General features: G+C 45.4%; 6 protein-coding genes, 2 tRNA genes and 1 pseudogene. 7 read left to right on the top strand and 2 right to left on the bottom strand.

The annotated features are described in order from the left end of the window. Window positions 1-149 precede the first annotated feature (149 nt). From EIZ48_RS03835 to EIZ48_RS03805, 7 genes and pseudogenes are all read left to right on the top strand, one after another. Window positions 150-1019 (top strand): annotated as a pseudogene (locus tag EIZ48_RS03835) (helix-hairpin-helix domain-containing protein); the annotation flags it as partial. 574 nt (window positions 1020-1593) lie between these two features. After that, window positions 1594-2976 carry a porin gene (locus tag EIZ48_RS03830; RefSeq protein ID WP_160648771.1) on the top strand — a complete coding sequence of 461 codons (1383 nt, stop codon included), beginning with the start codon at window positions 1594-1596 and terminating at the stop codon, window positions 2974-2976. Between the two features lie 187 nt (window positions 2977-3163). Next, a complete protein-coding gene (locus tag EIZ48_RS03825) occupies window positions 3164-3361 on the top strand; it encodes a hypothetical protein (protein ID WP_160648770.1) in 198 nt (65 codons plus the stop codon). Window positions 3362-3873: 512 nt separating this feature from the next. After that, window positions 3874-5295: a multidrug transporter gene (locus EIZ48_RS03820; RefSeq protein ID WP_160648769.1), complete on the top strand. Its 1422-nt coding sequence runs from the start codon at window positions 3874-3876 to the stop codon at window positions 5293-5295. A 190-nt stretch (window positions 5296-5485) separates the two neighbouring features. After that, the gene (locus EIZ48_RS03815) at window positions 5486-5680 is read left to right on the top strand and encodes a hypothetical protein (protein ID WP_160648768.1); all 195 of its coding nucleotides are present in this window, start codon (window positions 5486-5488) and stop codon (window positions 5678-5680) included. A 184-nt stretch (window positions 5681-5864) separates the two neighbouring features. Then, a complete protein-coding gene (gltX, locus tag EIZ48_RS03810) occupies window positions 5865-7289 on the top strand; it encodes a glutamate--tRNA ligase (RefSeq protein ID WP_160648767.1) in 1425 nt (474 codons plus the stop codon). Between the two features lie 220 nt (window positions 7290-7509). Further along, window positions 7510-7585 (top strand) — tRNA-Ala (locus EIZ48_RS03805). A gap of 260 nt (window positions 7586-7845) precedes the next feature. Here EIZ48_RS03805 and EIZ48_RS03800 read toward each other — a convergent pair. Beyond that, window positions 7846-7922: transfer RNA gene (locus EIZ48_RS03800), tRNA-Arg, on the bottom strand. Between the two features lie 60 nt (window positions 7923-7982). Beyond that, window positions 7983-9119, bottom strand: a complete 1137-nt coding sequence (locus EIZ48_RS03795; RefSeq protein ID WP_160648766.1) for a flagella assembly protein FlgT — start codon at window positions 9117-9119, stop codon at window positions 7983-7985. Window positions 9120-9212: the final 93 nt, after the last annotated feature.

Below are 9212 nucleotides of genomic sequence, written 5' to 3'. Positions count from 1 at the left end.
ACAAAAACTGGAGTCTTTCCTTATGATTGATCATTTCAACTTCCTTATTGATACTTTCAAGTAGAATAAGCATATTGATTGAATGCGATTCATGCTAGTTTTTGCAAGTGTTATTTCTATATGAACAAGAAAGTGCAAGGTGACACTTCGAAGTGATCCCGCAGATTGTCTCTGTTGTCGAGTCACGCCGTCCGGCAGATGCCGCTCCGATTGTGTTCCCTACAGAATGCCCGGTGTGCGAATCCAAGGTCGAGCGTGTCGAAGGCGAAGCGGTTGCCCGTTGCTCCGGTGGCCTGTTCTGTCAGGCGCAGCGTAAGGAAGCCCTAAAGCACTTCGTTTCTCGCAAGGCGCTGGATGTCGATGGCTGCGGTGAAAAAGTGATCGAACAGCTGGTGGACCGTGAAATGGTTGCCACCCCGGCGGAGCTGTTTAAACTGTCGGCCGGTGTGGTGACAGTTCTTGACAGGATGGGCCCTAAATCGGCTCAGAATCTGGTTGATTCTTTAGAGAAATCTAAGCTAACAACACTGCCGAGGTTCTTGTATTCGCTGGGCATTCGTGAAGTCGGCGAGGCAACGGCGGCAAACCTGGCCAATCACTTTGAGACCTTGGAGGCTATTACTCAGGCCACCAAGGAGCAGCTGATAGAAGTCCCTGATGTGGGTGACATCGTTGCCGCGCACCTGTTTAACTTCTTCCGTGAAGAGCACAACCTGGCTGTTATTAATGATTTGCTTGCCGTAGGTGTACATTGGCCTGCGATTGAGAAAGTCGCCGAGGGAGTAGAGCTTCCGTTAGATGGTAAAACGGTGGTTCTTACAGGCTCTCTTTCTCAGTTGACTCGCACTGATGCCAAAGCTGCACTTCAGAATCTGGGAGCAAAAGTAACGGGGAGTGTCTCCAAGAAGACAGATCTGCTAGTTGCCGGGGAGGCGGCTGGTTCGAAATTAGCCAAAGCTCAAGATCTAGGGATAGAAATATGGGATGAGCAGGCACTTGTCGACTTTATGAATCGCTAATTAATATCGTTGTCAGGAATAATTTCTTTGTTTTATATTCCTGAAAAAAGCAACGAACTCGAATAAATACAAAGGCTCGCAATCTAAATTGCGAGCCTTTTTCATCGCTCCGTTTCTCTCTTTTCCTGCTACCAAAATATCAGCCACTTTTATAGAAAATATTTCTGAAGGTTGAATATTTACCCTGTGCTTTTTCGTAATGTAACAGTTGCAACGCGTATCGAAATACTGGGGAGAGGTCGCATTTATATTTATTTGGTTCTTTAAGTGTATGTTTTAGATTGGTTTTTAGCTTTATTTATATTTGGGTGCGAAAAGGTTTGATATGGATCACTATTAACGGGAAAGTTTGCACTGAGTCATATTTTTTAAACAGTAAATTAAGTTCTTATTGATGTTTTGCGCTGCAAAAGTAGTCTTGTAGCTGAAGTTAAACACGGGTTCGTGAAAACTAAAAAAATATGATTTAGTCGGATTTAGATTTTTGACTGACATATGGGAGAGTTATTCGGTGTCTTCGGCGGCCAACCATAAAGACACGAATAAACAGCTAGTATTTTTTAGGAGTTATTCCATGGAAAAAAGTTCAAAGCTTTTTAAAGTTTCAGCACTAACAGCTGCAATGTTTGGTGTTATGGCACTACCAGCACACGCTTCAACTGAAAGTGCTGCTGGTGATAAATATGTAGAGGCAGTTAATGAGTTCATGAAGGACTCTGCGCTAAATGCTTCTGTTATTTTCGATGCACGTACACGTACGCGTAACCGCGGTCTGGAAGGTGACGAAGTCTGGAGCCGTTTTGACTATGGTTCATACAACCTTATCCTTGATTTTGCATCAGGTTACCATGATGGCTGGTTGGGTGCTGATGTTGGTGGTTACTTCTCTGGTGACCTATATAACTCAAGCGCGGTTAACGATGAAACTGGTGAGTATCTTTGTAATGAAATTTCAACCTGTAATAACCTTGACTGGGGTTCAGGTGAAGGTAACCAGCTGAAAATCTATAAGGCGGCATTAAAATTCAAGGTTAACGATCAAGTTGATGGTCGATTTGGTATGCTTCAGTCTGGTGGTAACGGTACTGTCGGTAACGTGTGGAGTTTTGTACCAGGTACTTACCGTGGATTTGAAGTAAATGGCAAGATTGGTGACTTTACTCTGTCATACTTTGGTGCTGATCAGTTCACTGCGCCGTGGATTTTGCATGAAGATGACTATGAACCAACTGGCTGGGCAAATACATCTTGGACCTATTTGCACTCACTTGGCCTAAGTGGCAACGCGACAGAAGACCTATACCTGGCTCTTGGTGTTGGTCAGGCAACGAATGTTTTATATAACGCACAGCCTGAGGATAATGACAATACATCGTTCCGAGCTTATACGCGTTATACCTTCAATGATACAACAACATTTGCATTTGATTTCTACGGTGTCGATGACGATGTCCAGTATGACGGTTTAGGTTATCATGCTGGTCTGTCTCTGAATAAGAGCTTTGACAAGATTGCATGGACATCAGAGCTGCGTTACACCGACACTAAGAATGGTGCTGAGTTCGTGCCGCGTACTGTTCAAACATACGGTACGAACAATGGTACTTGGTCTCAGTGGTGGGATGCTCTGTCTGACTGGAACCAAGATGGTGAGATTGCATGGTATAACCGTGTTTCCTACGATGCAGGTAATGGTTGGAACTATTACGCAGGCTTCGGATACGGTACTGGTGCTGATGAGGCTAAAGATGGCAAACCTGGCTCGGCATTTGAAAGTGAGTATGCTGTGAATGGTACTGTTTCATACTCGCTACAAACCGGTTCTTTGAAAGGCTCGACTGTTCGTCTGCACGGTACTTACCTAGTACGTGATGAGTTTGCGGATCAGGAAACAGCGGGTGGTTATGATGAAACAGACCTACGTTTCCAAGTAATTATTCCATATAGCTTTTATTAATAGAATTATCTGAATAAAGAGCTAAGCCAGTCATTTATATGACTGGCTTTTTTTGTTTATTATGCGACATATTTTTCTTTATGAAATATAAGCCTTTAATTTTCTAAGAAAAATAATTCTATAAAATTGCCAGATCGCAAGTAGCTCCTATACTGATTGTGATGTAAGTCATGTTTGAGGGCTATATATGAATAAGGCATTGAAGTTTGTTGTACCCGTAATATTGTTAGCCAGCGTCACTTCATTTTCAGCCAGCGCAGGTAATTCGGATAGGGCTGGTGGTTTTGGCCAAACTGTCTGTGAATTACCTTCAGGTAAAATTATCTTTGTCCCCTGGCACTATTGCAAAGTGAAAGGGGGGAAAGGAGAGAAGACCGACTTCTGAGTTATTTTATATGGAGAATGGATTCTCCATCCACTCAGAGTTATTAATTGCTATTTCTATTAAACATCTCTAAACATAAACTCTGCTTATTTTTTTCTTACTACAACATGAATAGCAATACGCTTTAATCACTTCTGTATCTGCGTTTGATCACACCTTTAATCTAAATAGTTCTAAATTGAATAAATCTCGCCTTTGAATTTTGTTTCGGTTGTGACTCATAAATGAAAAGCGACAAGTTTTTTGCGGTATTTCGCACAAAACAAAATGTCGAATTATCTTTATGTTTTCTGATGTTTTTGTTTTAAGTTTATGTTTAGTAAGGGGTTATGTTTTTTGATATTTCCGTAATTTGAAGGCTGTCATGAAAATTCTGCTTCTATCTTCACGCTGTAAAAAAAGCGGGTAGCCTTAGCGGTGATTAGATTAATCACAATAAAAATTTGTTCGTGCGCCTTCGGCGGCCAACTGAGGCGTGCATTCAAATACAGCTATTTTTTAGGAGTATTTCCATGGAAAACATGTTCAAACGTTCACTATTGAGCGCAGTGGTAGTCGGAATTATGGCGGGATCGGCGGTGACCGCGGCTCCTTCTGCTCAGGCGAGTGCTTTTTTTGAAGACTCGTCAATCAACGGAGCAATTAATTTCTGGATGCGTGATCGTACCCGTGGTGGCTATGATGCTGACACTGGTCAAGATACACGTAAGACACCAAACTTGGACCACGGCTCAATCTATACCAGCCTTGGTTTCAATTCGGGATACGCCAGTGATGTTGTCGGCCTTGATTTAAATGTCTATGCAACCTTTGATATGTGGTCAAACGCTTCTCCCGATCATGAAATGAACTTCTGGAACGTTGATGATCCGTATAATCAAAATCCGGCTATCGACGAGTGTCAAAATGTGACGACTAATGATGAGACTGGTGAGCTTGAAGAGTCGAACAGCCAGTGGAATAGCAGCTGTACCGACAATGGCATCAGCTATCAGACAGTGGCGGCCAAATTCAAGTTGGGTGAAGACGGCAGCGCCAAACTGGGTTACTTCCAGCCATCTGTCCCTTCGGCTATCGGTGTTAACTGGAGTTATGCGGCTGGTACATGGCTCGGTGGTGAAATAGGTTATAAATTCGATAATCTGGAACTGGGTGTCGTTTATGGCACCAAGTATAAAGCTCCGTGGTTCAAAGATACCTACAACTTACAAACAACCAATGGTGAAGATGCCGGTGATGCTTACTCAGTCGGTGCCCGCTATACCTTCAACAATGGTCTGTTGCTCGATGTGGCCTATGCCGGTTTGACTGACGGTGACCGTAAAAATGCCCATGTTAAAGTGAACAACACCTTGGACAACGGCTGGTACCTTGCCGGTCAGCTTTATGTTGTTGATGATGACGAGCAATATGACAGCACTGCCTATCAGCTGGTCTTCATGTCTGCGAAATCCTATGGTGCCTATTCTGTTCGTGCCGAAGCGACCTATACTGAGGCTGAGTCGCTTGATTCAAGCGTCGTTGGAAACATGTCTTACCGCCTGACATCGGCATACGGTGGTTCAAACGGCACTTATGATGTGTGGTGGAACAACCGCTCAGACTTCAACCATGACGGTGAGTTTGCTGGATTTGCTTCTGTTGCACGTGACTTTAGTGACCTGGGGGCCCAGGGGTTCAGTGCCGGTGTTTCGGGAGCGTTCGGTATGGCATCTTCAGATATCAACGGTGTCGATGATCTGTTTGAATATGCCGGCAGTGTGTTCGCCAACTATGCTATTCAGGGGGGAGCGTTAGAAGGGGCGAACCTTGGCTTCTATTACACGGAATACATCAATGATACCGATGCCGGTAACTGGGCGCCATACACGAACTTGTTCCAGGACGAGTCTGATATCAAGGTGACACTGACTATTCCGTTTACGGTTAAATAACGCGAGTAGTTAGCAGTCTCTTTTGGTTTGGCCGGGCACTATGCCCGGCTTTCTTGTAATAAACGCGGGCAAGACGTTTCAGATGTGAGATGAATTATTTCTTTATTTCAAAAAATAATTCGGGCGGATTTTGTAAATTATCCGCTGTCCTATAATCAACGGTGATTTGTTCACACTGATGAGAGGGTGTATGAAAACGTTACTTGCAGCTAGTCTTGTTCTGATGATGTCACTTTCCTCACACCTTGCGATTGCAAGCAATAATGCCGGCGGGGCGCCTGCGATGCCAATTTATCGTTGTGTTATTGATACTGACAACGGTGTTAAAGAAGAGCGGGTACCACACCATATTTGTCTGCAAAAAGGTGGCAAAACAGTTTTCTAGTGTGTCGGGTCGCTTGAAAGCATGCGCGCTGACAAGCGACTTCCCCGTCTTCCTTACCCGCCACTGATGCTTCCCGCTTTGATATATTTGTACAATTGGTTCACAGTGCTAAAATAGCAGCCAATTTTCGTCAGGCAGCCCTAAGCGGCTGCCTGGCTCTTCTATCTCATTTAGGTATTTACAGATGACGGTTAAAACTCGCTTTGCACCTAGCCCGACAGGCTTTTTGCACGTAGGTGGTGCTCGTACAGCTCTATATTCTTGGTTATTCGCAAAACACATGGGTGGCGAATTTGTTCTTCGTATTGAAGATACTGACCTTGAGCGCTCTACACAGGAAGCGATTGATGCCATTCTTGAAGGTATGGAGTGGCTAGGTTTGAACTGGGATGAAGGTCCTCATTACCAGACAAAACGTTTTGATCGTTACAACCAGCTTATCGATCAGCTGCTTGCCGAAGACAAGGCCTACAAGTGCTACTGCCCGAAAGAGTTGCTTGATGAACTGCGTGAAGAACAGATGGCTGCGGGCCTGAAGCCTCGCTATGATGCCGGCCACCCTAAGGTGGTTGCAGCAAACGGTGCAGCGACCGAAGAATCTCCGTATGTGATCCGTTTCCGCAACCCGAAAGAAGGCACGGTTGTTTTTGATGATCATGTTCGTGGCCGTATTGAAATCGCAAACAGCGAGCTTGATGATCTGATCATTCGCCGTACCGACGGCAGCCCGACTTACAACTTCTGCGTAGTGGTTGATGACTGGGATATGGGGATCACTCAGGTTGTTCGTGGTGAAGATCATATCAATAACACGCCACGTCAGATCAACATCTACAAAGCACTTGGTGCGCCGGTACCTGAGTTCGCACACTGTGCAATGATCCTTGGTGATGACGGCGCGAAACTGTCCAAGCGTCATGGTGCCGTTAGCGTGATGCAATACCGTGATGAGGGTTATTTGCCTCAGGCACTGCTTAACTACTTGGTGCGTCTGGGGTGGTCTCATGGCGATCAGGAGATTTTCTCTCTGGAAGAGATGATCAAGCTGTTCAGCCTGGATTCAATCAGCAAGTCAGCCTCTGCATTCAACACTGACAAGCTATTGTGGCTAAACAACCACTACATTAAGACGGCTAAGCCGGAGTATGTGGCTAAGTACCTGCAATGGCATCTTGATCAGAAAGAAATCGATACTGCCAATGGCCCGGCGATTACCGATGTCATTGCATTGGTGGGTGAGCGTTGCAATACGCTGATTGAACTTGCCGAACAGTCTCGTTACTTCTATCAGGATTTCAACGAGTTTGAAGCGGGCGCGGCGAAGAAGCACTTACGCCCGGTAGCCAAGGATGCACTGGCTCTTGCGCTGTCGAAAGTAGAAGCGCTGGCTGAGTGGACAACTGAAAACCTACACAGCGTGATCAAAGAAACCTGTGAGGAGCTTGAAGTTGGTATGGGTAAGGTCGGTATGCCGCTGCGTGTTGCCGTAACTGGTCAGGGCCAGTCGCCGTCTGTTGACGCGGTGATGCAGCTTGTCGGCAAAGATCGTGTCGCTGCACGTATTAATATGGCACTGGCATTCATCGCTGAGCGTGAAGCGAACGCATAAGCATCTCTGTTTGTTGTCATGACGGCTAAAAGCGGAAGCCTCTGTGCTTCCGCTTTTTTATACGCCAATAGATCAGTTTTCTGGCACCGGTGTATATTAATCTGGTCGACCAGTAAATTGAAAGTGTGATCCGCATAACATTTTTGTCTCGTTGATTACACATTCGCTTTTATTCTATTGACATGAATTCATTAAGTTTTTATTATCAGCTCCACGATTTGGGGTTATAGCTCAGCTGGGAGAGCGCTTCGCTGGCAGCGAAGAGGTCTGCGGTTCGATCCCGCATAGCTCCACCAAATTTTCTGTCGGGCACCTTAGGGTAGCGCGGCAATTAAAAACCTCGCCTTGCAGCGGGGTTTTTTGCTATTTAGAGCAATCAATCGCAACCATTTTCCATCCAACTGAACTTTATCCCTTAATTATTACTTACCAGTAACTAAATCCAGTCAGAAATCGGCTTTAACGAGGAAGTAGTACTGGGTCTAGGCAAGCATTCGATGTGCTAATCAGATAGTGTGATTTTCAGAAGGGAGTAAGCGAATAATAAGAAGGGAAATGGCGCTCCCTGCAGGAGTCGAACCTGCGGCCTTCCCCTTAGGAGGGGGACGCTCTATCCAGCTGAGCTAAGGGAGCATCAAGTCATACTTGAATTGCCATTATACCTAAAATATTACTGATTTTAAGCAATTAGTGTTAACGAGGCAGCTGCTTGGTCAGTAAATCACCAGGTTGAATGCTGCTCGCCAGATCTGCTTGCTCGACGGAAAGCTCGGTCGATTTTTCGTATACGCGATCTACCGTCAGGGTAATGTCCGTCTGAACCATTCGATTGCGCGGGATACCCTGTTGATCAATAAAGCCTGCGCTGTGCCAAAGCTTCAGCTGATCGCCGCGTTTTACCCCATGAATACGGCCAATATTGATTTGAATCTTGTTTCCGTAGACGTTCACGACTTCAGGCAGGCTTGTTCGGCATGAAAGGGCACTTTCGAGATCCAGCATCATGTTGCGACTTACCCGTTGTACTGCCTGACCATAGCTCGATTGCCAAAAACGGGCACTCTGGGTATCGACCTGGCTGACACGGGAGAATGGCCACTCGGCAATTTCACGATAGTTATTTTGCATCAGCACTTCACCGGTTTTACCATCCATTATCTTGAGAGTGGCAGCAAATTGACGGTTTATCTTATCGCTCTGGAGCAGTTTTTGATCCAGGGTCGATGTCAGGTCAGTTATTTGACCGTTGATAATATATTGGGCGTCATTGTCTTCGGCCAGCATCATCATCGCAGCAGGTTGCCCGGCATTTACCGGTACGCGAGTGAGCCCGGAAACCACAAAACTCTGTGATTTCCGCTCAATTTGGCGCTTTAGCATTAACGAAAAATCGTTGCCGAGCTGATAGACCCCCCCCATCGCGGCGTGCTGAGGCGAGACAATATCAAAGCTACCTAGCAGTACACCTTTTTTATATTGGATTTTGTGGCAAGTATTTGCCGATGGGTAAACGTCGATACGTGCCGTCAGGTAATATTTGCCGCTTTTCTTACGAGTTTCCGTCACCATGACATGGCGTACTTCATTACCGCTAAACTGGTACTCGTCACGGACAGAGGCCAGGAAAGGCTTAAGTTTCGGGAAGCTGGCAAGGTCGGCACCAGCATACCCTATCGCCTGATAAACGGCATCTTCCAGCGCATTGGTTCTGGCTGTCTTTTCACTTTCAAGCATAACGGCAGAGCCTGTGACCTCAAGCCAGGCGGCATTAAGCTGAAATGCGGCGATAAGACATAGGCTACTCAAGGTGTTAATAATTTTTTTATTCATATTTCAACTTCGGTATGAAAATTGCTTTCTCAGTGATTAGCTAAAGAAAATTGCCGTTTCTTTAATTAGGTTTGGAACATCCATGCAAAGAGT

The organism is Photobacterium alginatilyticum, from assembly GCF_009910675.1.
GTDB lineage: Bacteria > Pseudomonadota > Gammaproteobacteria > Enterobacterales > Vibrionaceae > Photobacterium > Photobacterium alginatilyticum.
This window is presented reverse-complemented; position numbering and strand designations above follow the sequence as displayed.

Excerpts from the sequence above, each read along its gene's own strand:
- EIZ48_RS03795 (WP_160648766.1), bottom strand. The coding sequence starts at position 9,119 with ATGAATAAAAAAATTATTAACACCTTGAGTAGCCTATGTCTTATCGCC.
- EIZ48_RS03815 (WP_160648768.1), top strand. The coding sequence starts at position 5,486 with ATGAAAACGTTACTTGCAGCTAGTCTTGTTCTGATGATGTCACTTTCC.
- gltX (WP_160648767.1), top strand. The coding sequence starts at position 5,865 with ATGACGGTTAAAACTCGCTTTGCACCTAGCCCGACAGGCTTTTTGCAC.
- EIZ48_RS03820 (WP_160648769.1), top strand. The coding sequence starts at position 3,874 with ATGGAAAACATGTTCAAACGTTCACTATTGAGCGCAGTGGTAGTCGGA.
- EIZ48_RS03825 (WP_160648770.1), top strand. The coding sequence starts at position 3,164 with ATGAATAAGGCATTGAAGTTTGTTGTACCCGTAATATTGTTAGCCAGC.
- EIZ48_RS03830 (WP_160648771.1), top strand. The coding sequence starts at position 1,594 with ATGGAAAAAAGTTCAAAGCTTTTTAAAGTTTCAGCACTAACAGCTGCA.